Below are 24,291 nucleotides of genomic sequence, written 5' to 3'. Positions count from 1 at the left end.
GCCCCGTACTGTGGAAATCCTTGCCGGATATCGCGTCACCTTGGCTGACATTCGGCCATCCGAAGTTATCTGCCCGCCGCCGGCCGAATGGCAGGTCTACAGTGAGACGGGAGTCATCCGACGTTCTCGACCTCGACGTCACGTCACTTTCCGCCCAGTGAAAAGCACCATCGGATGCGGACGGGAGATCGGCCATGCCCAGCACGTCGACCGTACAGAAGCCCACCCTCGCGGAACAGGGCTACGAGGTGATTCCGGACGCGCTCTCGCCCGAGCAGGTGGCACGGCTCTCCGAGGCGGCGGACCGCGCCCACGAACGGTTCCGGGACCGGGCCCGCGACTACTACACCCCGCGCCGGCGCATGCTGTTCGCCATCCAGGAGCTGGAGCCCGCGTTCCTCGAACCGCTGGCCCTGCCGACCACCCTGCCGGCCGTGTGCCAGGCCCTCGGGCCGAACATCTTCGTCTACCACTCCCACCTGGACCGGAACGAGTCCGTGCCGGACGACCTGGAGTTCCCGTTCAACTGGCATCGCGACCTCCAGGGCATCACCTACACCCTGCCGCATCCACTGCCCCTGCTCTCGGTGAAGGTCTCCTACCCGCTCACCGACATCACCGGTATCGAGGACGGAGGCCCTCTGGTGATCCCCGGCACCCACACCGGCCCGGAGACCACCAGGCCCACCGGGCCGGAACCGCCCGGCGCCGTGCCCATCCTCGCTGCGGCCGGCTCCGCCATCCTCATCGACTCCCGGGTCTGGCACACGGTCGGGGCCAACCGCTCCGGGAACATCCGGATGACCCTGTTCTACGCCTATGCCTACCGCTGGATCCGTCCCATCGAGCCGTATGACCTCACGCCGGAGCGGCTCGCGGGGCTCACCCCCGTACAGCGGCAACTCCTGGGAGCCGGTGACCGCTTGGAGGCGTTCCACCTGCCCAGATCCGACGACGAGCTGCCGCTGCGCCGGATCGTGGAAAGCGGCGACTGGTCGGCACTCTGACCCGGCCGCCGGCGAACCGCCCGCCGACCCGTTCGGACGTCCCCGCCCGCCGCCAACGCAGGAGGACCGTCGATGGCCGACCCGACGGACACCCCGCGAAGACCGACCAGCGCACGGCTACCAGATCGTCGACCGACGCATCCGCAACCCCAAGGGCTGCGAGATCAACGCGGTGCTGCACTGCAATCTGCGGTGCCGCGGATGCAGCCATCTTTCGCCCGTCATGCCCGCCTGGTTCGCCGACCCCGAGCAGGTCGCCCGCGACCTGACCGTCCTCGCCACGGCGTACTCCTGCGCCTTCGTGAAGATCCTCGGCGGTGAACCACTGCTCCACCCCCGCCTTCCCGAAATCGTCGAGGCCGTCCGCGCATCCGGCATCACCGACCACGTGGCGGTGGCGACCAACGGTCTGCTCCTGGAGCGCGCGGAACCACGGCTGTGGTCCGTGGTCGACGAATTCAAGGTCTCCGTGTATCCCGGATCGGCTCCGTCCCCCGAGGTTCTCGAACGACTGCGCCGACGCGCCGAGGAACACGGGGTCCGCCTGGACGTGACACTGGTCCCGGTCTTCCACGAGCCCTACGCCGAACACCTGCCACCGGACGGCGTACCGATCCAGCAGGGAATCCAGCAGGGAGAGGACTTCCTCACACGACTGCACAGCTACCTGACCGCTTCCGAAGGCCCCGCCGCATGCCGCTGGTGTCTGGGCACCGTCGGCCGCCGGCGTGCCCACGCACAGCTGGCCCGGCCGAAGTGGCAGGCCGCGCAGGACGCGACGAGCGAAGAACTCGTCGACCCGCAACTGCTCGCCGATCCGGAGCGTGGCACAGCCCTCGGGACACCGGAGAGGACCGTGCTCGGCACCGACGAATCCGCACCGACGTCGTGGGCACGCCGGCGCCGTCGCGGGGACGCGACAACGTAGGGCCTGTCCGATGGGCCAGGCCCTCACCCCACGCCGCCCGCAGGCCCGTCCCGTCCCGGGCAACCGGTCAGAGTTCGATCTCCTCCGCGAAGTTGAGCAGAACACGCACAGCAGACCGGCCCCGGTTCACGGCCAACCGGCCCAGCCGTAGGTTCTCCCGCCGGCGTTCGAGGTTACGGCGCCGCATCTCCTCCCAGCTCAGCGACTGACCGGTGTGCTGGAGCTTCTCCTGGAGGCTGTTGCAGATGGACGCCCGGCCCGCCTGGGGGAGCCGGACGACGGACAGCCCGTAGGCCCGTGCGCGGTCAATGAGGTCGACGTCCTGCTGCGACATGGGCAGCATCGCCTCGTCATAGCCGCCCAGCGCCATGAAGTGCCGTCGCGGTAGGCCGATTCGCCCGCTGGTCCCATTGCCCTCGGCCGGCAGGCCGTCCCGGGCACCGACCCGCCCCTTGTCGGTCTCGGGCACGAACCCGTGAATGAGGGTGTCGTACTCGCGCGCCCACTGGCCGCGCCAGGCCGGGATGGTCTCACCGATGAAGTTGTCCGCATCGAGGTTGACCAGGAATTCACCGGTGGCACCGAAGTGGGCGAGATTCTTCGCCTTGGACATGTGGAAGTTCGGTTCGGTCCGCTCGTGCAGATACCGCAACACACCACGGTCCATGTACGTCCGGTACGCCCTGACCCAGGCGTCCAGCCCATCCTGCGAGTGGTAGTTGACGAGCACGATCTCGGCATTCCCGTCCGCCTCGACCCGCTCCAGGTTCTCCAGCAGGGTCTCGCGGAGCTGCCAGAGCCGGTCCTTGCAGGTCATGCAGAACGAGATCCTCCCGCGGACCGGACCGGTCATACGCGTACCTCCTCCGCCAGCCGCGAACGGGCTTCGTCGAGCATGGCCGACAGCCCGGCGCGCAGATCCACCCGCGGCGCGTACCCGAAGGCGGAGGCGGAGAGGGTGATGTCCGCTGCCGTGTCCCGCACGTCACCAGGAGCCGTCCCGGCGCGTTCCACCTCCAACGGCCCCGCCAGCGCCTGTACCACCTCGATGGCATGGTTGAGCGGCACCTGGCTGCCGCCACCGACGTTCGCCACCCCGGTGAAGGACGAGCGGCTGGCGCCGTACATCGCCTCCACGACATCGGAGACGAAGGTGAAGTCACGGGTCTGACCGCCGTCGCCGTAGACCGTGAAGCGCTCGCCGCGCAGCGCGGCACGTACCAGCCGGGCGAATGCCATGTCGGGGCGCTGACGGGGCCCGTACACCGTGAACAGCCGCAGCGCGACGGTGGGCACACCGAACGTCTCCCGGTACACCTCGCACAGCTGCTCTCCGGCGAGCTTCGTCACGCCGTACGGCGACATGGGAAGCGGCCGGAGCGACTCACCTGTCGGATACGACTGGGCCTGGCCGTAGACCGACGAGCTGGACGCGTACACCAGCTTGCGCGGGGGGTCGGCATGGACGGCTTCGAGCAGGCGCTGCGTGGTGAGGACGTTGCGCTCGACGTAGGTGGCGAACTCCTCGCCCCACGAGGACCGGACGCCGGGCTGCCCAGCCAGGTGGAAGACGACCTCCGCGCCGTCGAGCACGGGCGCGAGCCGCAGCTGGAGCAAATCCCCGCCGAGGAAGGCGAACGCCGGGCGCAGGCGAAGCCGCTCGACGTTCCGCATCTTGAGTCCGGGGTCGTAGGTATCGGTGAGCGCGTCGATACCGAGGACTTGATGCCCCTCGGCGAGCAGTCGATCGCAGAGGTGAGAGCCGATGAACCCGGCGGCGCCGGTCACCACGGCCCGCATCAACGGGCGCCCGCTCGCGCGTTGTGCCGGTCCTTGACAGTCACACCGATGCCCAGAGACGTCGTACCGTACGTGCCTGACAAGCAGGAGGCAGGGGCAGGGGACACGACAGAACCCTTTCGTCAGAGGCTGATGTCCGAAAGCCAAGCTAGCGGCCCGGGTTGGATGCGGAAGACCGCGCACCGAGAATGGCCGAGGGGGGCACGTGGCGTATCGGCCACGAATCCGCCGCGGGGCCCTCGTACGGAAACCGGGACGACCGGGCCCGGCCGGAGCAGCGTGAGCCGGACCAGCGCCCGGTTCGCCGTGACATGCCCGCCCGCGACGGCCATGGTGGAGAGCACAGCCACGGCGGCGAGCCGGACGAGAAGATCAGCCGAGACGGTCGGGTGTGGTCCGGTTCGGCACCGGCGCGATCCGATGCTCAACGCCGAGGCATACAAGCAGCGCAACGCGGTCGAACGATGCATCAACCGGCTCAAGCAGTGGCGCGGCCTGGCCATGCGAACGGACAAGCTCGCCATCGCCTACCACGCCGCACTCCACCTCGCCGCCATTCTTATCTGGGCCCGGTGACAGCCCCTGTCAGCGATCGCCCACCCATCGCGCGTTCGTCGGCCAGGATCCCGTGCCGACGATGTGCTCCACGAGCCTGAACGCTTCACCGATTGGGACGGTGTCTTCATCCGGGTACTCGTCGTCCTGCTCGTTGGAGAGGACGAAGCCGTCGCTCGATCCCTCAGCCTCCGGGTCCACGGCATGCTCGCCGGGATCGCCTTCTTCTTCGAGCAGCATCACCATCGCGCGCTCGGTATTCGTCACGAAGGCCAGCACTCGTCCGGACGAACTGGCTAGCCACGTCTCGCGCTGCCCCCTGTCGATCCTCGCTCGGAGGGCCTCCAGCACCACCTCGGACGACACAGGGACAGGGCTGTCGTCATTGATCACCCAGGACTCGATCACGAGCACGACGATCTCACGGATGGATCTAAGGGACAGTCCCTAGCTGCTGGTAGATCTCGGCCTTGTCCTCGGGTTCGGCCTGCCGGACGACGGCAGCAAGATCACTGACAGACCGGACGAGGCGGGTGATCTCGTCACGGGACATGCGGCCGCTCGGGCCTTTGGCGGCGGTGCGCAGCTCGGCTTCGGCGCGGGCCCGGCGGGCCTGGGTTTCGGCGGTCCACTGGCTGATCAGGGCAGGGGCGGCACCGGCTTCGAGCGCGGCGCGGTGGGTGGCGAGCTTGGCATCACAGTCGGCGATCCGCGCGCGGGCGGCTTGGGCCGCGGCGGTGTCCTGTGCGGGGGCTGCTCCGGCTGCCATGAGGTCGATGATGTCGTCGAGGCGGTGCGGCAGAACACCTTGCCGAGCCAGTCGTCGAGCGGGGGCAGGATCCAGCTCTCGCGCAGGTAGACGTTGCGGGGGTGGTGCCGGTCCGAGGCCGGCCCGCCGAGCAGGTCGCTGAGGGGCAGCACGACGATCTGCTGCGCGTAGTCCGCCACGATGTCCCTGCCCGGCCCGGCGTTCATCGCCGACGACAGCAGATCGTCCGCCGCCGCGTGCACCGTCGGGCGCTGCTCGTCGATACGGGATTTGCTGAGGGCTTTGAGCAACAGCGTGCGCAGCCGGGTGTGTTCGGGGGCATCCAGGGTGATGTTGATGCCCGATGAGTGCGGCAAGCAGCTCCTTATCGCCGACCGACTCCGCGGGGAGCCGCAGATGCTTGATATCGACCCACCTGAAGGCGGGCGACCTCGAATCCTGGAACTTGTAGTTCCGAAAGTTGATGAAGGTGCTGCCTTCGTGGGTGAGCTTGTTCTGCACGCCTGTCAGCCCTAGATGCGCCCAGGACACGCTCGGCGGATCCCTCGGATACGCCCTAGCCCCCAAACCAGACTGGGCGTACCCCGCACACCAAGTGGGATGCGCCCCCGGCGTCCTGGCCCCGTGCCCGGGGAACCGGATCGGGGCCGTATCCGTGCCAGGGTCTGTGCTCCTCTTGGAGGCCCGCGTGTGCGTCGCGCCGGGGCTGTTGCTCTGCTGGATGGAAGGTGTCTGTGCCGCGTAGCCGGCAGAGGGGCCGATACGGAGGCCTGCCGTCAGGGGTGTGCACTGGCCCTGGCGCTCGACGTGTGAACCCGTCGGAAGGTTGTACCTCTGGACGGATTCGCCGCTCGTGATCGTTTTCACAGCGGACTCAGAGTGGCGCGCCGCCCTCCTTTTTCAGCTGATTTTGCGGGGTGCGGTCCGGTAGCTGTCGGTCGCCCTGTCGGGACTGGTCCGCGCCGACAGTGAATCTGTGAGCACCCTCGGAGGGTTCGACCGGTGTCTTGTTTTCGCTGTTTGGGGCGTAGTTGGCCGGGGTTCGTGTCGACTCATCCGGCTTGACGGTTTTTCAGGGAATCTTAAGACTTCGTCGTGTCCGCCCTGTACACATCAGGTCGCCCCATTGTGTGGGGCTAGAGGGGTTCCTGACACACCATGCACAAAACTCACACCACTTTCGCGCGCACGCGGAAGGTCATCACATGCGGGATAGTGACCGCCGCCGCGTTGGCCGCTGTCACCGGCGTGGCCGCACCGGCCGTTGCCGTCACTGAGACACCGAACGCGGTGGCGGCGGACGCTGTCGGGACCACTGGCCCACAGCGTGTTGCCGCAGCGGCTGTGGTTGGCCTCGACCCGACCCCGGACGTGATGCTGCTCAGCGACCGGGACTTCATCTTCGCGTTGTGGGAGAAGGCCCGGGATGCCGGGGAGCGTTTGACGGCGGTGCGCCTGGCCGACGAGGAGGCCATGGCCAGCACGGTGGCCGAGGACCATGTGCGGTTCATTGCCACCGGCATCCACCAGGCGTATGAGGTGGACAAGCAGCGTGAGCAGGAGAGGGCAGCTGCCGAGCGCGCGAACCGGCAGGCCAAGACCCAGGTACTGATCGCGGTGGGTATCCCGGTTGCCCCGGAGCTGCTGGGGCTCAGTGATGACAACTTTATCCGCAAGGTCATGAAGCATCCGGACGCGGGTGCGGAGGTCAGGGCTGCGGCCGCGCGCGCTCTGGCCGACGGGCCGGCGCAGTGGCGGGAGTTCATCACCAACGGGGCCCGCGAGGCGCATGACCGCGATGTGGCCAAGGAGCTCAAGGAACTGGAGGAGAAGGACCGCGAGGAGGCGCAGCGCCGCAAGGAGCTGGCCGCCCGCACGAAGACCGCGGCACTGTTCGGTATCACGCCCACCGAGGCCATGCTCGCCCTGGGTGACGACAACTTCATCCGTGAGCTGATCCGCAGTGCACCGGCCCGCCTGAAGGGCTCCGAGCTCCTGGCCGCGGCCCAGCACGCGGTGCTCAGCTCTGATCCGGCGGACTGGAAGCAGTTCCTGTACACCGGTGCCGAGCAGGCCTACAAGCGCGATGCCGAGGCCGAGCGCAAGAAGATCGCCGACGCCAACCGCAGGTTGGTGCTGAAGGTCCAGGCGGCGGCTGCGAAGACCGGGATGTACCCCAACCTGGTCGAGGCGGCGAAGAAGGCACTGGCCGGCAGTGACGAGGACGTCGCCGAGTTCCTCAAGCCGGACAACATCTACCGGGCGGCGCGGCAGTCGTTCATGTCGTATGACCCCAATCTGCTGAACAAGGACCCTGGCGGCAGGTACACCTGGTACATCCGCCAGTCCACCGCGGACGGAGGCGCGGCCTTTGTCGCTCCAGTCGACTATGGGAGCAAACAGTCCGTCAAGGAAGACGCCACCTGGGTCATCAAAGGCGCGCTGAACGGCCAGCGCGGCTGTTACTCCTTCGAATCGGTGAGCAAGAGCCACTACTACCTGACCGTCTCTGACGGCCACCGCGCGCGGATCTCCCCGGACGACGGCAGCGCAATATTCCGCAAGGCCGCCACCTGGTGCGCCCGTAAGGGCCTCAGGGATGGCTTCGGGACGTCGTTTGAGTGGGCCGGTCAGCGAGGCTACTGGCTGCGGGCACACCAGGGGAGCCTTTATGTCAGTGGTGCCACCAAGGACGAGGACTTCAAGAACGAGTCCACCTGGGTGATCTTCCCCCCGCTCGCGGCCTGACACACACCGCCCCGGTCGCATCCCCTCTTTGAGAAGAACGGAAAATCCTCTATGTCTTGGACCTTGCGGGCGGCACTCGCCGCCGGTGCCGGTGCCCCCGCACTGATCGGCAGCGCGACTGCCGCCCACGCCGCCCAGGCCACGCCCCGCGCCGCTGCTGCCGCCCCGTCGGTCGTGCAGTTCCAGAATGAGCACAGCGGCAAGTGCCTGACCATCGACAAGGGGGGCCTTGCCAACGGTGCCAACGCCGTCCAGGCGACCTGTGCCGACGATGCGGACAACCAGGCCTTTGAGCTGATCCCTGCCGGCAACGCGACCTTCATGGTGCGGGCCCTGCACAGCGGCCAGTGCCTCGAAGTGGAGAACAGCGGCAAGGGGGACGGCGCGAACGTCCAGCAGTGGTGGTGCTCGGAGGGCCCTCAGATGCGCTGGCGGCTGGTCATGGTCGATACCACCAACAAGCTCTACGAGCTGCGCCCCGCGCACGTCGACGACCGCTGTGCGGGCATCGCCATATCCAGCAAAGACGACGACGCGAACGTACTGCAGTGGACCTGCAACCAGACCACGCCCGAGCACTGGCGGCTCAAGCCGGTCACGGCCTGACGGCCTGCTGCGCGGATCGCTGAGCGGCCGCGACACGATACCGAGCCGCGTTGCAGCGGTGACTCTCAACGAAAAGAAACGGAAGTTCCACGATGTCCCGGACCATCCGAGCCGCGCTGGCCATGGCCGGCAGCCTTGCCGCGCTGGCCGGCGGCGCAACCACCGCCCACGCAGCAGGCACTTCCCCTTCCGCCGACAGGGTCCAGACCGCCAGGGACGCCGCTTCGGGGAGGGGCGACGTCGTCCAGCTCCAGGCCGCTCACAGTGGCAAATGTCTGGGCATCGGTGATCCCAAGACGGACAACGGTACCGGTGCGCTGCAATGGACCTGCAACGATGGCACGCCACAGCAGTGGCGCGCCATCCCCACCGTCGGCTCCTCCTACGTGCTGCGTAACGAGCGCAGCGGTAAGTGCCTTGAGGTGGAGAACAGCGGCACCCAGGCCGGTGCCCGCGTCCAGCAGTGGGACTGCAGTGGCGGCGGCCCCCAGTTGCGCTGGCAGATGCTCCTCATCGACCCGGCCAAGGGGCTCTACCAGCTGCGCCCCGCGCACACCAAGGACCGTTGCCTGGACATCGATCACGCTCAGCAGGGGGATGGAGTGCGGGCCCAGCAGTGGTACTGCAATCAGACCGATGCCCAGCTGTGGCGGATCCAGCCGGTCAAATGACACCGGTCAACGTCGTGCGCACGCGGGCGGGTGAGTTCCGCAGTTGAAGGGGACACGGCCGTCTTCGCGGCTGTGTCCCCGTACAGAAGAGGACTGCCGCTTTCGGTGAGAGAGCTTCAGGTGTTCCTCTCTTCCTTCTCGTCCGGTGGTACGCGGCCTGTCGGACGTTTCTTTTCCTCCAGGGAGTTTGAATTGAGTCGTACATGGTGGGCCGCGAAGGCGTTGACGGTCGGCGTGCTGGCCGGCGCGGGTGCTGCCGCGCCCGTCGCACCGGCATGGGCACAGGCCAGGCAACCGGCCGCCGTCTCGGCCGACGAGCCGTCCGGCCAGCAGGTCAGCCAGTCATCTGATGAGCTGTCGCGTATCAGGGACACGGCGGCGACGCAGGCGCGTGAGCGTGTGCGGGCGATAGCGATGTCGTACCTGCCGGCGGAGATTCGGGTATCGGCGTGGAATGCGTTGCGCAGTTCGCGGGGAGATGAGGCGATCGCGGAGTGGTTCGCCCCTGGAGGCGGCTATGACTTCGCCAAGCAGTGGGCCAGCAGTACCCGGGCGAGGAACAAGGCCTTCTGCGAGCGGGTGGTGCGCACCCATACCAGGGAGTTTTCCCCCGAGGTGCGCCGGGCGGCGGAGCGTGCGCTGAGGGGTTCGGCGGCGGATCAGGCGGCGTTTGTGAAGACCGGGTATGCCCAGGCGAAGGAGAAGGACCGGGCGGCGCGGGAGGCCGATGCCGCACACCGGCAGCAGATCGCCGACAGAGACCGGGACTTCGTACGTTCCCTTGCTGAGCATGATCCGGGCGAGCAGGTGCGGGTGGCGGCGCAGTGGGCGCTGCGGGACGGCGCCGGTGGCGAGGATGTCGCGGAGTTCTTCGGCTACGGCTGGATGAGCGGTGCGGCGCTGGACCTGGCCGGTTACCGGATGCGGGTAGCGGATGCCGGCGTCGGGCAGCACCGCGTACTGTCCCGTCTGATCGAGAAGGCCGAGGCGGCCGAGGCGGCAGTGCAGGGTTCGGCCGATGCCGCCAAGGCCCGGGCCGAGGCCGGGCGTGCCTGGAAGGCGGTGGCCGATCACGCCGGTGCCGCGCACCAGGCATGGCTCGCTGAGCAGGCCGCCGCTGCGGCGCAGGCGGAGAACTGGAAGAAGATCGCCCAGGCCGCGAGGGAGACCACGGACGGGCTGTGGAAGAACATCGCCGGCCCGGCTGAGAAGAACCAGGATGCCTGGGCCAGGGAACATCAACAGGCCGGCCGGGAAGCGGCGTTCTGGAAGGGCATGTCCGACCGGGCCCAGGATGCCGAAAGCCGCGTCACGAGCTGATCTGTCAAGGTCCGTCATACATGGGCCTCATCGGCGCCGCTGCTGCTTCTTCCCGCTTTTGCTGCTGTGTCAATTGTCCCTGCCCTGCTCGCACATGCAGGGCAGGGGGCTTTTATGTTTCCGTTCACGAAGAGGGGGTTGTTTCCCTTGATAGGTAGATTCCGGCCGAAGGCCGGGCGCCCACGCCGTCGTGTGGGCGGGGTGATGCACAAGGCCGTGTCCACGGCAGTGGCCGCGGCCATGCTGGGCGGTATATCGGCCCAGTCTGCTGCCGCCACTCCTGCGGCTTCGCCGTCTGTCCGCCCCGGCGCGTTCACCCAGGCTCTGTCCACCCTGGACCATGCGGCCGCTTCGCTGCCGGCATCGGATTCCACACCGGCTCCTGCTCCGCCGTCGAAGTTGGAGCGGATGAGCCGGGACTGGGACCGGGAGATGGTGGAGACCTACGCGGAGTTCGACGAGTTCGAAGAAGTCCGCGAGGCCGCCAAGAAGGCCCTGGAAAGCAGCGATCCGAACGCGATCCGGGAGTTCCTGGAGCACGGTATGGCCGAGGCCCGCAAGCGGGCCCTGGAGAAGAAGGACGACACCGACGCTGGCAACCGCAAGAAGATCGAGGCGATGCGAGGCACCGGCGGCCCGCACTTCAACGCCGAGGTCGAACGCGTTCTGGGCCCCAAGGCCACGGCCAGGGACCGTGCCGACTTCCTTGCCTTCGGCGCCGAGATCGCCCGGGAGCGGGATCAGAAGGACGAGAAGACCGCCAAAGAGCGTGCGGCCGAACTCCGCCGCCGAGTAGAGATGCTGGCCGGTGCCGGCGGGCCGGAGGTGCAGAAGGCAGCTCGGGCCGCGCTGGCCGCCGGCAGTGACAAGGCGATCGAGGAGTTCCTGGAAAAGGGCTACCAGATCGCCGCGCAGAAGGATGCCGACGACCGGGCGGCGCACGAGAAGGCGCTGAAGGAGGCCCGGGAGGCGGCGGAGAAGCTGCTGGATCTGGCGGAGCGGACCGCCCGCGCGGCCAAGGCGCGTACCGAGCTGATCGCTGTTCACGGCGATGCCGTCAGGGAGCTGAAGACGGCTTCCAATGCGATGACGCAGGCAGCCGCGGCCGCCCGAGAGGCCGACCGGATGCTGTCGGCCGACCGGGCCGGCAAGCGCCTGTCGGACTACGGCAACGTCAAGGCCGAGGTTGCCCGGCAGGTGAAGTACGCCGGTGATGCAGCCTGGCGTGCCAAGGTCGCCGCTCTGCAGGCCAAGGGGCAGGCCGACATTCTGGTGGAGACCGGGCTGACGCACGGCGTCCAGTGGGCCGAGGTCGCCTACGGCATCGAGGCTGCTGCGGAGGCGGCGGCCAAGGCTGCCCAGACCGCCCAGCACGCCGTGGACGCCACCGAGGCCGATGCCAAGGCGCTGAACTCGAAGAACGCCGCCCAGGCGCATGAGCAGCAGGCCAAGAAGTGGCGGGCCAACGCCGAGGAGCAGGCCAAGGCCGCAGCACAGATGGCCGCTGCCGCCGAGAGGCAGGCGAAGATCGCTGCCGATGCGGCCGCCCGCTCCAAGCAGGCTCGTATAGGGGCCGAGAAGGCTCAGGAAGAGGCCTGGGAGCACGCCAAGAAGACCCGCCAGGCACGCCTCGAGGCCGAACGGCAGGCCAAGATTGCCGCCGAGCAGCGCAAGATCGCTGAACGTGAGCGCAACCTGGCCGCGCAGGCGCGGGCACGTGCCGAGCGGGAACGGAACGCTGCTGCCGCGGCACGCGCTCGCGCGGAGGCTGAGGCACGTACGGCGGCGGCGCTGCGGGCGCAGGCCCAGGCAGCCGCGGCGCAGGCAGCTTCGGCACGGGCGAGCGCTGCCGAGAAGGAAGGCATCGCCGCCAAGGCCGACGAACGAGCCCGCAGCGAGGAGAACAACGCCCGCGAGGCCCGGAACAAGGCGTTCAAGGCTGAGCAGAACCACCAGGCCAAGGAAGCCCGCGCTCGGGCGATCGAGGCGATGGCCGCCTCGGGCCGGGGCACCGCGGCCGCTGGTGAAGCCAATGCCGCCGCCCAGGCAGCACGAGCGGATGCCAACGCCGCCGGGGCAGCAGCCAGTTCGGCCCGCAGTTCGGCCGACGGAGCCAGCGGCGCGGCCATGAGATCCCGCGCAGCGGCCACGGAGGCCGCCGGGCACGCCGCCCGGGCACGGGCCGCGGCGGCCGAGGCCACCGCGCACGCCGCCAAGGCCAACGCCGCGGCGAACAAGGCCGAGTACGCGGCTGCCCAGGCGAATGCTGCGGCGAACAAGGCCGAGGCCGAAGCCGCCGCCACCCACGCGGCGGCGCAGAAGGCGAACGCCGAGGCCGCCGAGGCCACCGCCCAGGAGGCCCGGGCCGGCATCGCCGCCCACGAGTCGGCTCGCCTGGCCGGACTGGCCGCGATGCACGCCAGCAATGCCCTGCAAACAGCCAACCGCACCAAGGACGAGGCTGACGGCGCCGTCCGCGAAGCCGCGATGGCCCGCATCCAGGCCACCATCACGGTCCAGGCGGCCGGTGCTGCCCGGACCACCGCGGCCGGTATCGCCGACCCGGCCAACACCGCCCTCACCCTGACCGCGCCGTTCTCCGGTAAGGACGTCGACGCGGACTTCGCCGCGGCGGTGGCCAATGCTGCCCTGCAAACCGGGCAGGAACAGGTGGCCTCGGCCGAGGCCAAGGCCACCGAAGCGCTCAAGGCCGCCCAGGCCGCCGAAAACGCCGCCAAGAACGCCAATGCTCAGGTAGCTCCGGCGTTCAAGGCCGCCGCTGATGCGGCACGCTCCACGGCGAACGCGGCGCGTTCAGCTGCGGATGCGATGAAGTCGGCCGCCCAGGCCGCCGAGGACGCAGCCAAGGCCAGGGCAGCAGCTGCCAGTGCCAACAAGGCTGATGTGCAGGCGCAGGCTGACGCCAAGCTCGCCCGCGAGGCAGCCACTCAGGCCTACAAGGACGCGGCAGCCGCCCGCAAGGCCGCCAACGAGGCCGAAGCCGAAGCAGCCCGCGCCCGCGGCGCCGCTGCCGACGCGCAGAAGCAGGCCAACGCCGCCAACAGCGCCGCCAGCCAGGCCGAACACGAAGCCAGCGTCGCCCAGGGAGCAGCAGCCCAAGCCGAAAAGGACGCCGCCGACGCCAACAACCTCGCCGCCTCCGCCGAGAAGCACGCCAAATCAGCGGAAGAAGCAGCCAAGAACGCCAACACATACGCCCAGGAAGCCAAGAAGGCCGCCGAAAAGGCCGAGGAATACGAGCGCGAACAGGAACGCAAACGCCGCGCAGAAGCCGCCAAACAAGCAGGCAAGGGCAGCGAATCCGAATTTTCCGAAGAGGAAGAACTGGCGCTCGAAGATGAGGGATTCACGCCCGAAGAAATTGCTGAGGCTCGCAAGAACGACGGGAAGTCAATTGGTGACTTCCTGAAGGAAAACGGCGGCGAGATCCTCGAAGAACTCGTCGGTCTCGACGACATCAAGAAGTGCTTCACCGAAGGCAACGTCGAAAGCTGCATCTGGACACTCGTCGGCGCCCTCCCCTGGGGCAAGGCCCTGCAGGTTGTCAAGAAATTCCCGGAAATCTCCAAAGCCGTATACCGTGCCGTCACCGGATTCGGCAAGTTCATCCGTGAGTCCTCTGCGGCAAAGAAGCTTCTCGGTAGGCGCGGAGAGGCTCTTGCCAAATATCGGGAAGAAATTGAGGCATGCGTACGCGATAGCAACAGTTTCACGCCCGAAACCCCGGTATTGATGGCTGATGGTACGCCTGAGCTGATCAAGGATGTCCGAATCGGGCAGCGGGTTTTGGCAACCGAACCCAGTACCGGGCAGACTGGGGCGCAGACGATTGCCGATGTCATAATTCACACGGGGCAGAAGAACCTGGTCGCGATCACCATCGATTCTGATGGCGAAGCCGGGAACGCTATCGATACTGTCAATACCACCGAGGGGCATTCTTTCTGGGTGGATAGCCGGGGTCGATGGCTGAACGCCAAGAATCTGAAGGCAGGCGACTGGCTCCGCACTCCGCAGGGTGAAATTCGAGAGGTCGTTAGCACCCGAACCTGGACCGAGAGCCGCAAGGTCTATAACCTCACAATCGAGGGCGTTCACACCTACTATGTATTGGCAGGCGAGACGCCCGTACTCGTCCACAATGCAACCTGTGGTGCCTTCAATGCACTCAAGGGTTGGCAGACCCGGCACTTCGACGCTGGAACGGACACCCTTCGATTGACGAAGGAGCGGATGAAGCACATCCTGGAACGTCATCACCCTAAATACCGTGTGGGTGCGGACAAGACCACTCAGACCAACTTCCGGAAGTCCATGACGATCGATGATATCGCGGATGCGGTCGGTGAGGTCGTGCAACAGAATCGTGGCCTCATCGTAAAGAAGGGAATCCACGAATTCTATAACGTGGAAGGCGTATACAAGGGCGTGCGCTACCAAATGGGCATAAGTGGCGGCCGCATCGGCAACTTCTTTCCGCTGGAGTGACCAGTGATCACTATCGAGACCTACTGCAGAACAGAGGCTGGTGAGTTCCTTCCCTTCGAGTCCATGAGCGACTTCTCGAGCGAGTTTGACCTCATCGAAGGGGCCGTCGAGATTACGATCGACGGTCAGACGCTGATTGGCATCCAGGAGTGGGACTACGTGTTCCCTCTCTGGGCCTATATCACTGATATGGCAGCAGAGCTGGGATCGGTGAATTCTGCATCGCTGCGCTTCCCGGATCAACCAATTCGAATTGATGCCCTTCGCGGCCCGAATGGAATCCGTCTCCATCTCCATGGTGGTGCCCTGGACCGAACGGTCGTCGCAAACGAAGCGGAGTTCCTGGAAGCTGTTCACGGTAGAGGAAAATCCTTCTTCGAGGGGGTTATCTCCCAATTCCCCACCCAGCTTTCTGTCATTGCGACCTACCGTGACAAACTCGAGGAGTTGCACGAGAACTCGTCTCATGCAGTGCGTTGGGAGGAGAGGATCGGCAGTCAAAAAGTGGCGGCATTTCGCGAAGCCGAGCGACAGGCAGGTCGCCGTCTGACTCCGGCAGAGCGCGAGAGTCTGATCACCGAAGTAGCCGGCTGTCGGATCGCCTTCCAGGACCTGGTAATGCGAGTGATCCGGGTTCTGGAAAAGGGATGATTAGCCAAAGCGCCTGAGAGGAATTCGCCCGCATCTGAAGGTCGGAGGCCACGCTGTAGCACTTCAGCGTGGCCTCCGCGCTACTGAAACTCGCATAACGGCTGTCGTGAAACAGCGTTGTTTGATGCCAATCGGTCGTAGACCTCACCCCCAAAGGCAAGAGGGAAATGATGCATGTGTATGCGGATGACGGGCGGTCAGGCCATCAACATTGAGCAGCTCATGGAATGTCTCAGAGAGTCTGGCGCCTGCCCAGGCGACTGGAAGTGGCTCGACGAGCTTTTCTAGAATGAGGCATGGACATTCGTGATCGATAGCAGAAGCCCTACTGGAGTTGGATCCAGCAGGGCTTCTGCCCGTCTACTGAGGGGGCAGCGTGACTGGGTGTTGCACTCATTCAGGGATCACCGCTCGGTGAGGAAGCGTGATTAATTCATGGGGTTCTATAGCTCTGAAGATTCTCTTGTCGAGGTTGCCGTTCTGAGCGGCGGGTAGGGGTGCCGCTCCGGCGGTACCGGAGCGGCACCCGGGGTTTCAGGTGTGGGTGGTGGTCAGGGCGGTGGTTGCGGCTTTGGCGATGGCGGTGGTGGCCTGGGCGGGGTCGGCTTCGTCGGGGGAGTGGCCGTGGGAGGCGACGACCAGGAGGCAGCCTGCTTCGGGGCGGTCGAGGTCGAGGCCGGCTGTGAGGACGTCGGTGACTTCGGCGAGGCTGTGGCCCATTCCCTTGGCGCTGAATTGTGTGACGCGGGTGGGGGTGCGGCCGGGTGCGGTGATGGCGGTGACGGGCCGGCCGTAGGCGGCGGTGGCGGTGGCGGTGCGGGAGTCGGGGTCGGTCAGGGCGGTGGCTTTGGCGAGGATCCAGGCGGCTGAGGCGATGGGGGCGGTGGCGCGGTGCATGGATCCGGAGACGCCGACCGTCGCGGGCCAGGGCCTGGCGCATGTCGAGGCGTCCGGGCGGGGCAGCGGATGCGGTGTGGGTGGTGGTGCGTTCCCGGTAGGCGGCGGCCCGCAGGGCTCGGGCCGGCCGTCCGGCGGCGGTCTTTGCCGCCTGCCGTGCCTGTGTGGCTTGGCATGGCGCGGGTGGCTCGGGCGGCAGCAGCCTTGGCCCTCGGTTGCGGCTTGGGCGGCCTCGTTCGCCTGGATGCGGCTGATGACCTTGCCGATGGCTTCGGCCAGCTTGCCGCCGGTCGCTGGGGGTCTGGTTGGTGAAGCCGTCGAGCACCAGGGTGTGTACGGCGGTTCGGAGGTGGCGGCGGTCGCCGGGGCGGCGGCGCAGGTGTGCGTGTTCGGCGCGGGACTTCTCCAGCACCCGGCCTGCCTGGTCCAGGGCGGTGCCGCGCAGCTGGGGTGGGGTGTGCCAGCGTCTGTGGGCGGCGTGTGCGGCTTCGTGGAGGAAGGTTCCCCAGGCGGTGGGGTAGTGGTCCTGGTCGCCGGGCTGGTGGGGGCGGATGGTTGAGGGGGTGAGCGGGGCGAGCGTCCGGGAGTTGTGCCAGGGCCCTGGGGTGGTACTGCTGCCCGTTTGGGCGGGTGACGGGCTGCGGCTTCCCGCCCGGCGGTGTTGGTGCCTGCGGAGTGGCCTTGGCGGGCCGGCCAGTGGGCGTGGCGCAGGCACATTCGAGCCCGGACCGGGTGGGGCGTGGGGGGGGACTGGGCGGCGGCAGTGGTCTGGGGAGTAGAGCGGTACATACGGGGTTTGGAGCCCACCCGATCACTGTTGAGGCCGCGTACAGCCTTTCATAACCCTGTGGCGGGCACGGACCCTGCCGAGTGGTGGTCAAGCGTGGCGGTGTGCCCTTGGCGTGTGAGCTGGTAGGACCATGGGCAGGCGACTTCGAGGACCGATCGGGACGCTGCACCGACGAGATGCAGCAGACCTTCTATGCCATGACCGCCCACCTGTGCTGCCAGACCCTCTTCTGATCCGACCGTGCTCGCCATCCGGTGCCGTTGCATGCGGCACTGCAAACAGACCTTGACCACTCGCAGTACCGGCGCGAGGTAGTCGATGCGGAGCCAGGGAGTGGGGACGAAGCGGGAGAGGGAGAAGCCATGGAGTAGGGGCGACGCCGTGGGGGTTGCCTTCCAGCAACGCCTTGGCGAGCAGGGCGGGCTTCGGCCCGGTGCCGGCGCGGCGGCCCTCGTGGCCGCTGATGGTTGCGACCACTCCCCGGCAGGATTCGAACCTGCGACACCTGCTTTAGGCGTTTCGCCTGGGCGGGGCTGCGACCTGTGAAAAAGATCACCGTAGTGCGGTTGACCTGCGGAAACAAGTTTCGCTAGTTCTCGTGCGTTCGCAGCGTCTCTCGGCATCATGTGTGCCTCATATGTGCCGAACACCGGGAGGGGGGAAGCGCCCAGGAGCAGTTGCCCCAGGTCGCGGCCCGGCGCCACCGCATGGTGCGCATCTGGCACGCTCGCGATTTTGCCATCTTCCAACGCCCTGTGGAGTTGCCGTCCCGGCAACGTGTGCAAGTACCTGAGCCGATCGGCAAGAGCACGTCGAGGGGCCCATAGCTGAACCATGGGACCGTGGCTGCTGTCTCTGGCAAAGTAGTCGTCATTGCTAGACGATTCTCGTGAGGAACTTGTGAGTACGCTCGGTAGCTTCATCTGGTCAATCGCTGACCGGCTTCGGGGTCCCTATCGCCCCAACCAGTACGGGACAGTGATTCTTCCGTTCACGATCCTGAGACGGCTCGACTGCGTACTCGAGCCGGACCGCGCGGCGGTACGGGAGCTGGCTGCGAGGTACGAGAACCCGAATCGGCTCAAGGTCGAGGTCAAGAAGGCCACAGGGCGGACGTTCTACAACACCTCCAACTACGAGTTCGACAACCTGCTGGCCGATGCGGACGGGCTGGCGGACAACCTCACTGACTACATCGACCGGTTCTCCGCCGACGTGGACGTGTTCGAGTACTTCGACTTCAAGAAGGAGATCCTGGCCCTGGAGAAGGCCGGGCTCCTGCGCGAGATCGTCAAGTCCTTCGGCGCCGTCGACCTGCATCCCGAGGTGGTGTCCAACGCAGACATGGGGGATGCGTTCGAGTACATCATCCGCAAGTTCAACGAGGCCGCGAACGAGACCTCCGGAGACCACTACACACCGCGCGACGCGATCCGGCTGCTGGTCGACCTGATCTTCGCGGAGAGGGACGTCGACCTTACCGAGGACGGCATCATCCGGTCGCTGTACGACCCCACCGCCGGCACCGGCGGCATGCTGTCCCTGGCCGAGGAGCACCTGCTCGCCGAGAACCCTGAGGCGAAGCTGAGCTTGTACGGCCAGGAGTACAACCCGCAGTCGTACGCCATCTGCAAGTCCGACCTGCTCGCCAAGGGCCACGACGCGACCAACATCGCCTTCGGTAACACGCTCACCGACGACGCCTTCATGGGCCGTCAGTTCGACTATTGCATGTCCAACCCGCCCTACGGGGTGGACTGGAAGCAGTACGCCAAAGCGGTCAAGGAGGAGCGCGACTCCGCCGGCCCCTACGGTCGCTTCGCGCCGGGACTCCCCGCGACCTCGGACGGCCAGATGCTCTTCCTGCTCCACCTGGCCCACAAGATGCGCGCACCCGAGGATGGCGGCGGCCGCGTCGGCATCGTCATGAACGGCTCGCCGCTCTTCAACGGCGCCGCCGAATCCGGTCCCTCCAACATCCGCAGGTGGCTGTTGGAGAACGACCTCGTCGAGGCGATCGTCGCCCTGCCGACCAACATGTTCTTCAACACCGGCATCGCCACCTACATCTGGATCCTCGACAACACCAAGCATCCCGACCGCCAGGGCAAAGTCCAGCTCATCGACGGCACGTCGTTCTGGACCAAGATGCGCAAGAACCTCGGGTCCAAGGGACGCCAGATCAGCGACGATGACCGCGCCGAGGTCGTGCGGCTGTACACCGACTTCCAGGACGCTGACCCCGACCTTTCCAAGGTGCTGCGCAACGACGAGTTCGGCTACTGGACCATCACCGTCGAGCGTCCCCTGCTCAATGAGGACGGGAACCCTGTCGTCGACCGCAAGGGCAGGCCGAAGCCCGACTCGAAAAAGCGTGACACCGAAAACGTCCCCTTCACCTACGGCGGTTCAACCGCCGGCGCGGCAGGGGAGCGCGAAGTCATCCAGATGTACTTCGACGCGGAGGTGAAGCCACACGTTCCTGACACCTGGATCGACTGGGCCAAGACCAAGACCGGCTACGAGATCCCGTTCACTCGCCACTTCTACAAGTATGTTGCACCCCGCACGCTCGCCGAGATCGACACCGACCTGGAGAAGCAGGTCGCCAAGATTCTCGAACTGCTGCGAGAGGTGGAGCAGTGATGCGCTTCGGCCACGCGATGGAGAAGATCGACGAGCGAATCCCCGGTGTCGACCTTCCGCTCATGTCGGTGTCCCAGACGCGAGGTGTCATCCGGCGAAGCGAGTTGACGGACGCCCCTCAGCGGGCTGAGTCACTCGACAACTACAAGGTGTGCCGGGCCAACGACATCGTCTTCAACAAGATGAGCATCCGCTCGGGCGCTATGGGTGTCGCAGCAGAGGACGGGTTGGTCACCTATCACTACGAGGTCATGCGACCGCGCGAAGGGGCGGATCCACACTTCGTCGCGTACCTCATGAAGTCTTCGTGGTTCACCGAGGAGCTCATCAAGCGCGAGCGGGGAATCGGCGCAGGCAACCAAGCCAACGTTCGGACCACGGAGGTGCCGTTCTCGGTCCTGAAGACGATTGACGCCTACATTCCCGACCGCGCCGAGCAGCGGGCCATCGCCGGCTACCTCGACCGTGAGACGGCCCGCATCGATACGCTCGTCGAGGAGCAGCAGCGACTGATCGAGTTGCTCCGCGAGCGGCGTAATGCCGTCCTCTCCGCAGCGTTCAGTCCCGGGCCCTCAACTGACACAACCAGGGTTGGCAGGTTGCTGTCGGTTCGTCCCTCGTACGGGGTGCTGGTGCCGAGGTACGTGGACGAGACGGAGGGCGTCCCGTTCGTCCGGGTCGGCGACATCCTGAACCTCGCGACGGAACGACCCCTGCTGGCGATTACGCCTGAGCAGTCGAATGAGTACTCTCGCACGAAGATCAGCGGCGGAGAGGTCCTCCTTGGCGTTGTCGGCAAGATGGGACAGGCTGCGGTCGCGCCTCGGTGGCTCGCGGGGGCGAATGTGGCGAGGGCTGTGGCGGTGCTCCGTTGCAGAGACACGGCTGTGGCGCCACTCCTGTGCGCCTGGCTCGGATCGAACGGCTTCCTGCGTCAGGCCGAGTTGGCGACGAGCGGCGACAGCATTCAGCCCACGCTCGGCATGAAGGACCTCGCGCGGTTCGATATCAACCTGCCGACTCATCCGCATGCGGCCGCGGATCTCGCAGGTCAGTTGGCGAAGATCGACACGCTCATCGCGGAGACGGAGCGTTTTCTCGAGCTTGCCGGCGAACGCCGGTCGGCACTGATCACGGCTGCTGTAACGGGGCAGATCGACGTACGAGAGGTGGCGTGATGGCCGACCACAACGAGGTGGTCTTCGAGACGGAGATCTGTGAACACCTCGAGGCTCACGGTTGGCTGTACTCGGCGAACGACCGTGACGGTGGTGACTACGACCGGGAGCGGGCGCTGTTCCCGGGCGACCTGTATGCGTGGCTGGAGGAGACACAGAAGCCGGCGTTCGAGAAGGCGTTGAAGGCGGCAGGGTCGCAGGCGAAGTTCCTCGACGTGCTGACCGCGGCGCTCGACCGGCCGCTGGAACATGGCGGCGGGACGCTGAACATCCTGCGCAACGGGGTGCAGTATATCGGCGGTGGCCGGTTGAAGATGGCGCAGTTCCGTCCGGAGACGTCGCTCAACGAGACCACGACGGCGCACTACGAGGCGATGCGGGTGCGGGTGGTGCGGCAGGTACACTTCTCGACCGCTGACCAGCGCAGTATCGATCTGGTGTTCTTCGTCAACGGGCTCCCGGTGGCCACGGTGGAGCTGAAGACCGACTTCACCCAGTCGTTGGACGAGGCGGTCAACCAGTACAAGCAGGATCGTCATCCGTTGACGAACGGGCGGCCGGAGCCGTTGCTGTCGTTCGGCCACCGCGCGCTGGTGCACTTCGCGGTCTCGAACGACCTGGCGGCGATGACCACGAGGCTGGAGGGGGAGAAGACCCACTTCTTGCCGTTCAACATCGGCTTCGACGGCGGTGCCGGCAACCCGCCCGGCGCGGACGGACGGTCGGCGACGGCGTACCTGTGGGAACGCGTCTGGGAGAAACACGCCTGGCTGAACATCATCGGGCGGCTGATGATCGTGCAGACCAAGGAAGAGTGGGACGTCACCACCGGCACGTCGGTGCGGCGTACGAGCATGCTCTTCCCGCGGTTCCACCAGTGGGAGGCCGTCACGAGCATCGTCGAGGCGGTGAAGAAGGAGGGTGTCGGGCAGCGGTACCTGATTGAGCACTCAGCCGGGTCGGGGAAGACGAACACCATCGCCTGGACGGCCCACCGGCTGGCGCGGCTGCATGTCGGTGATCGGAAGGTCTTCGACTCGGTCATCGTGGTCGTGGACCGCACCGTACTCGACTCCCAGCTGCAGGATGCGATCCGGCAGATCGACGGCACCGGCAAGATCGTCGCGACCATCAGCCCCGAGGACGTCCGCAAGGCCGGCGCGAAGTCGAAGTCAGGGCTGCTGGCGCAGGCGTTGAAGAACGGTGAACTCATCATCGCGGTGACGGTGCAGACCTTCCCGCATGCGCTGACCGAGATACGGACCGACGCTGGCCTGAAGGGCAAGCGGTTCGCCGTCATCGCCGATGAGGCGCACTCCTCCCAGTCGGGTCAGATCTCCTCAAAACTGAAGCAGGTGCTGACTGCTGAGGAGGTCAAGGAGATCGAGGAGGGCGGCGAGGTCGATGTGGAGTCGATCCTGGCATCGGAGATGACCGAGCGGGCCGAGTCGGAGAACATCTCCTACTTCGCCTTCACCGCGACGCCGAAGAACAAGACCCTCGAACTGTTCGGCCGCCAAGGGGTCGACGGCAAGCCGTGCGAGTTCCACCTGTACTCGATGAAGCAGGCGATCGAGGAGGGCTACATCCTCGACGTACTCAAGGGCTATCAGTCCTACGACACCGCGTTGAAGATCGCTGGCAGGGCCGAGAGCGGTGACGGGAGAGAGGTTGAGGAGGCAGCCGCCCGCAAGGGTCTGATGCGGTGGGTGCAGCTCCATCCGACGAACATCAGCCAGAAGGTGCAGATCATCGTCGAGCACTTCCACGCCAACGTCTCCTACCTCCTCGAAGGCAAGGCGAAAGCGATGGTGGTAACCGACTCGCGCAAGTCCGCGGTGAAGTACAAGCTGGCCATCGACGCCTACATCGCCAGGCGCCGCACCGAGGACGCCTCGTACAACTACCGCACCCTGGTCGCCTTCTCCGCCGGGGTGACGATGACCGAGGACGAGACCTGGCACAGCGCCTGGGGCCCGCAGCCGTCGAAGGATGACGAGTTCACCGAGGCCAACATGAACCCGGGCGCCGGGGCTGATCTGGCAGCCGCATTCAAGGGCGAGACGTACAAGATCATGCTGGTCGCCAACAAGTTCCAGACCGGCTTCGACCAGCCCTTACTCTCGGCGATGTACATCGACAAGAAGCTGTCAGGTGTCACCGCGGTGCAGACGCTCTCGCGGCTCAACCGCACCCATCGCACCGCTGGTGGGGAACAGAAGCGCAAGACGTTCGTCATCGACTTCGCCAACAAGCCCGAGGACATCAAGGCAGCCTTCGAACCGTACTTCAAAAACGCCACCCTGGAGACCGAGACCGACCCGTACGTCGTCATCCACCTGGCTAACAAACTCGCCCAGGCCGGAATCTACACCGACGACGACGTCCGCAAGGTCGCCGAACTGTGGGTGACCCGGAAGGGCAACAACGCGCTCTCGGCGGCGATCAGCCCGGCGCAGCACGACTTCCGACGCCGCTACGCGCGGGCGATCGAGGAAGAGGACAAGGTCACGCTCAAGGCGCTCGACCTGTTCCGCAAGGATGTCTCCACCTACGTACGTCTCTATGACTTCATGTCCCAGATCGTCGACTACGGCGACCCCTACATGGAGATGCTCTCCATCTTCCTGCGCTTGCTGGAGAAGGTCATCGCCGAGTCCGCCTGGGCCGCCGACGTAGACCTCTCCGACGTGGTGCTGGTCGGGGTCAAGCACAACAAGGCAAGCCCGGTCAACATCTCGCTCGTGGGCGACGGGCAGCTGAAGGGCATCAGCGCAGCCGGCACGGGCACGAAGAAGGATCCGAAGTACGTCGCGCTCCAGGTCGTCATAGACAAGATGAACGACCTCTTCGGCGCTGAATCGTTCGCCGAGTCCCAGGTCAGGGAGTTCGTGCAGGGACTCGTCCAGCGGTTGCTCGCCGACCCGAACCTGATCAAGCAGACCAAGGTGAACTCCAAGAAGCAGTTCGTGGAGTCGCAAGACTTCCAAGCAGCCGTTACGGAGGCGGTTGCAGACAACCAGGACGCCCACAACACGATGGCTGACTACTTCTTCACCGACGGGCCGGCCATCAACTCGATCATCGTCGCCCTCGCGGATGCCTTCTACGAAGCAGCGGTCGATCAGCAGGTGAATTAGACACGGCGGCATGAACGTCCCGCACGCCCCGCCCCAGCAGGCCACCAGCACCGGGCACACACCACTTGGGACTACA

Annotated in this window: 17 protein-coding genes and 1 pseudogene; 13 read left to right on the top strand and 5 right to left on the bottom strand. The window is 66.3% G+C overall.

Going from position 1 to position 24,291, the window contains the following annotated elements; genetic code table 11:
• The first annotated feature begins 194 nt into the window (after positions 1–194).
• Together AZE13_RS06175 and AZE13_RS33715 are read left to right on the top strand one after the other, a co-directional pair.
• The gene (locus tag AZE13_RS06175; RefSeq protein WP_066927765.1) at positions 195–1,007 is read left to right on the top strand and encodes a phytanoyl-CoA dioxygenase family protein; all 813 of its coding nucleotides are present in this window, start codon (positions 195–197) and stop codon (positions 1,005–1,007) included.
• A complete protein-coding gene (locus AZE13_RS33715; protein ID WP_309302171.1) occupies positions 916–1,935 on the top strand; it encodes a radical SAM protein in 1,020 nt (339 codons plus the stop codon). The genes AZE13_RS06175 and AZE13_RS33715 overlap by 92 nt, the downstream gene beginning before the upstream one ends.
• A gap of 67 nt (positions 1,936–2,002) precedes the next feature.
• Here the strand turns inward: AZE13_RS33715 and AZE13_RS06165 are convergent, their stop codons facing one another.
• Together AZE13_RS06165 and AZE13_RS06160 are read right to left on the bottom strand one after the other, a co-directional pair.
• On the bottom strand, positions 2,003–2,788 hold the full coding sequence (locus AZE13_RS06165) for a glycosyltransferase (protein WP_066927761.1): 786 nt from the start codon (positions 2,786–2,788) through the stop codon (positions 2,003–2,005).
• The gene (locus AZE13_RS06160; protein WP_079123747.1) at positions 2,785–3,735 is read right to left on the bottom strand and encodes an NAD-dependent epimerase/dehydratase family protein; all 951 of its coding nucleotides are present in this window, start codon (positions 3,733–3,735) and stop codon (positions 2,785–2,787) included. The genes AZE13_RS06165 and AZE13_RS06160 overlap by 4 nt, the downstream gene beginning before the upstream one ends.
• A gap of 426 nt (positions 3,736–4,161) precedes the next feature.
• On the opposite strand from AZE13_RS06160, the pseudogene AZE13_RS06155 reads away from it, so the two are divergent.
• A pseudogene (locus tag AZE13_RS06155) lies at positions 4,162–4,311 on the top strand (IS5/IS1182 family transposase); the annotation flags it as partial.
• A 9-nt stretch (positions 4,312–4,320) separates the two neighbouring features.
• Here AZE13_RS06155 and AZE13_RS06150 read toward each other — a convergent pair.
• Both AZE13_RS06150 and AZE13_RS06145 read right to left on the bottom strand, forming a co-directional pair.
• A complete protein-coding gene (locus AZE13_RS06150) occupies positions 4,321–4,698 on the bottom strand; it encodes a hypothetical protein (RefSeq protein ID WP_066928499.1) in 378 nt (125 codons plus the stop codon).
• A gap of 231 nt (positions 4,699–4,929) precedes the next feature.
• The gene (locus AZE13_RS06145) at positions 4,930–5,415 is read right to left on the bottom strand and encodes a hypothetical protein (RefSeq protein ID WP_066927756.1); all 486 of its coding nucleotides are present in this window, start codon (positions 5,413–5,415) and stop codon (positions 4,930–4,932) included.
• A gap of 859 nt (positions 5,416–6,274) precedes the next feature.
• On the opposite strand from AZE13_RS06145, the gene AZE13_RS06140 reads away from it, so the two are divergent.
• The 6 genes from AZE13_RS06140 to AZE13_RS06115 all read left to right on the top strand — a co-directional run bounded on the left by AZE13_RS06140 (position 6,275) and on the right by AZE13_RS06115 (position 15,564).
• Positions 6,275–7,807, top strand: coding sequence for an AbfB domain-containing protein (locus tag AZE13_RS06140; protein WP_258527613.1), 1,533 nt, complete (start codon positions 6,275–6,277; stop codon positions 7,805–7,807).
• Between the two features lie 51 nt (positions 7,808–7,858).
• Complete coding sequence (locus AZE13_RS06135) at positions 7,859–8,413, top strand: RICIN domain-containing protein (RefSeq protein WP_079123746.1); 555 nt, start codon at positions 7,859–7,861, stop codon at positions 8,411–8,413.
• 92 nt (positions 8,414–8,505) lie between these two features.
• Entirely contained in the window at positions 8,506–9,084 is a 579-nt protein-coding gene (locus AZE13_RS06130) for an RICIN domain-containing protein (RefSeq protein WP_066927750.1), read from the top strand.
• A gap of 105 nt (positions 9,085–9,189) precedes the next feature.
• Positions 9,190–10,404 carry an ALF repeat-containing protein gene (locus AZE13_RS06125; protein WP_258527612.1) on the top strand — a complete coding sequence of 405 codons (1,215 nt, stop codon included), beginning with the start codon at positions 9,190–9,192 and terminating at the stop codon, positions 10,402–10,404.
• 216 nt (positions 10,405–10,620) lie between these two features.
• Positions 10,621–14,913: a polymorphic toxin-type HINT domain-containing protein gene (locus AZE13_RS06120; protein ID WP_147264612.1), complete on the top strand. Its 4,293-nt coding sequence runs from the start codon at positions 10,621–10,623 to the stop codon at positions 14,911–14,913.
• Between the two features lie 3 nt (positions 14,914–14,916).
• Positions 14,917–15,564 carry a hypothetical protein gene (locus AZE13_RS06115; RefSeq protein WP_066927746.1) on the top strand — a complete coding sequence of 216 codons (648 nt, stop codon included), beginning with the start codon at positions 14,917–14,919 and terminating at the stop codon, positions 15,562–15,564.
• 534 nt (positions 15,565–16,098) lie between these two features.
• On the opposite strand, the gene AZE13_RS37470 is transcribed toward AZE13_RS06115, so the two are convergent.
• Complete coding sequence (locus AZE13_RS37470) at positions 16,099–16,461, bottom strand: hypothetical protein (protein ID WP_066927744.1); 363 nt, start codon at positions 16,459–16,461, stop codon at positions 16,099–16,101.
• Here AZE13_RS37470 and AZE13_RS37465 point away from each other — a divergent pair.
• The 4 genes from AZE13_RS37465 (at position 16,460) to AZE13_RS06090 (ending at position 24,215) form a co-directional block, all read left to right on the top strand.
• On the top strand, positions 16,460–17,020 hold the full coding sequence (locus AZE13_RS37465; protein WP_220127566.1) for a hypothetical protein: 561 nt from the start codon (positions 16,460–16,462) through the stop codon (positions 17,018–17,020). The two genes, AZE13_RS37470 and AZE13_RS37465, sit on opposite strands and share 2 nt — an antisense overlap.
• 1,131 nt (positions 17,021–18,151) lie before the next feature.
• Complete coding sequence (locus AZE13_RS06100; RefSeq protein ID WP_066927740.1) at positions 18,152–19,897, top strand: class I SAM-dependent DNA methyltransferase; 1,746 nt, start codon at positions 18,152–18,154, stop codon at positions 19,895–19,897.
• Positions 19,897–21,075, top strand: coding sequence for a hypothetical protein (locus tag AZE13_RS06095; RefSeq protein WP_066927738.1), 1,179 nt, complete (start codon positions 19,897–19,899; stop codon positions 21,073–21,075). Before AZE13_RS06100 ends, AZE13_RS06095 begins: the two co-directional genes overlap by 1 nt.
• Positions 21,075–24,215, top strand: coding sequence for a type I restriction endonuclease subunit R (locus tag AZE13_RS06090; RefSeq protein WP_066927736.1), 3,141 nt, complete (start codon positions 21,075–21,077; stop codon positions 24,213–24,215). The genes AZE13_RS06095 and AZE13_RS06090 overlap by 1 nt, the downstream gene beginning before the upstream one ends.
• The last annotated feature ends 76 nt before the right edge of the window (positions 24,216–24,291 follow it).

Source organism: Streptomyces sp. NBRC 110611 (assembly GCF_001590865.1).
Taxonomy (GTDB): Bacteria; Actinomycetota; Actinomycetes; order Streptomycetales; family Streptomycetaceae; genus Streptomyces.
This window is presented reverse-complemented; position numbering and strand designations above follow the sequence as displayed.

Coding starts and splice junctions, on each gene's coding strand:
- AZE13_RS06175 (WP_066927765.1), top strand. CDS start 195: ATGCCCAGCACGTCGACCGTACAGAAGCCCACCCTCGCGGAACAGGGC.
- AZE13_RS06165 (WP_066927761.1), bottom strand. CDS start 2,788: ATGACCGGTCCGGTCCGCGGGAGGATCTCGTTCTGCATGACCTGCAAG.
- AZE13_RS06160 (WP_079123747.1), bottom strand. CDS start 3,735: ATGCGGGCCGTGGTGACCGGCGCCGCCGGGTTCATCGGCTCTCACCTC.
- AZE13_RS06135 (WP_079123746.1), top strand. CDS start 7,859: ATGTCTTGGACCTTGCGGGCGGCACTCGCCGCCGGTGCCGGTGCCCCC.
- AZE13_RS06130 (WP_066927750.1), top strand. CDS start 8,506: ATGTCCCGGACCATCCGAGCCGCGCTGGCCATGGCCGGCAGCCTTGCC.
- AZE13_RS37465 (WP_220127566.1), top strand. CDS start 16,460: ATGGATCCGGAGACGCCGACCGTCGCGGGCCAGGGCCTGGCGCATGTC.
- AZE13_RS37470 (WP_066927744.1), bottom strand. CDS start 16,461: ATGCACCGCGCCACCGCCCCCATCGCCTCAGCCGCCTGGATCCTCGCC.
- AZE13_RS06095 (WP_066927738.1), top strand. CDS start 19,897: ATGCGCTTCGGCCACGCGATGGAGAAGATCGACGAGCGAATCCCCGGT.
- AZE13_RS06090 (WP_066927736.1), top strand. CDS start 21,075: ATGGCCGACCACAACGAGGTGGTCTTCGAGACGGAGATCTGTGAACAC.